The 817-nt window shown below is 54.3% G+C and carries 1 protein-coding gene and 1 pseudogene; both read right to left on the bottom strand.

Annotated features, from left to right (window positions below):
- A pseudogene (locus tag B5E43_RS14765) lies at nt 1-335 on the bottom strand (N-terminal phage integrase SAM-like domain-containing protein); the annotation flags it as partial.
- Between the two features lie 3 nt (nt 336-338).
- Entirely contained in the window at nt 339-641 is a 303-nt protein-coding gene (locus B5E43_RS14760; protein ID WP_087397924.1) for a DUF6809 family protein, read from the bottom strand.
- Between the last annotated feature and the right edge of the window lie 176 nt (nt 642-817).

The raw sequence follows: 817 nt of genomic DNA, 5'->3' as shown, positions 1-817 counted from the left end.
ACCGGCTTATCCCCCAGGTGTGGCTTGATGTTTCGTTGGATGTATCCTCGATATCCCTCCAGGGTGGAGGGCCGCACCGATGGGGCGACATACTCCTCCAGCCAGCGGTCCAGCCATTCCCTCAGGGACATCTTGCTGTCCTCACACAGATTCACATCCCGGTACTCCTCGATATTCTGATGGAGTTTTTTCAGCAGATCCTTTTGTGTCTTGGCCGATACATACCGGAAGATGGGCTCTCCGTTGTCCTTGTGACCGATGACGATGCGGCCTTCCCACCGTCCGTCCTCCCGTTTCCGCACCATGCCGTCGCCGGACGGCCGTCTCTTTCCCATAGTTCATCCCTCCTCTCGGTTCATAGTCAGGCTCCCGTCATCCTCGTCCAAGGAGTCGATAGCGATTCTCATCCCCAGCCGGAAACCCAGGATAAAATTCTCCAGAGCCATGGTGCTGCTGATCTCGTTCTCGGCGTTGAGGAGCCGGAGCAGCAGAGTCTTCTCCTCCCCTTCCAGCCGGGCAGTGAGCCTCTCCTCGCACTGTTCCGCCCGGCCCATAGCATCTGCCAGGACCGAACCTGGTGTGATGTCTTGCTCATTGGGTGTGATTTTTCCAAAGTACAGATTCTCCAGGGTGTCTCTCATGTGTGCCGCCTCCTTTTCAACGACACAACATACCACAGAAACAGGAAATAGCTAGTATCTCGGCGCATAGTTATCAAACTGTTATCATTTAGGCACTCCGGCCTGCCGCTGTATTCATTGTTAACCGCATCATAATTTTGAGAGTTACCACCCCTTCATAGTCATACCCTGGCTTT

Origin of the sequence: Flavonifractor sp. An100 (assembly GCF_002161175.1) — a bacterium.
Lineage (GTDB): Bacteria > Bacillota > Clostridia > Oscillospirales > Oscillospiraceae > Lawsonibacter.
Note: the sequence above shows the minus strand (reverse complement) of the source record. Positions and strands in the feature narration are given on the sequence as shown.

Coding starts and splice junctions, on each gene's coding strand:
- B5E43_RS14760 (WP_087397924.1), bottom strand. CDS start 641: ATGAGAGACACCCTGGAGAATCTGTACTTTGGAAAAATCACACCCAAT.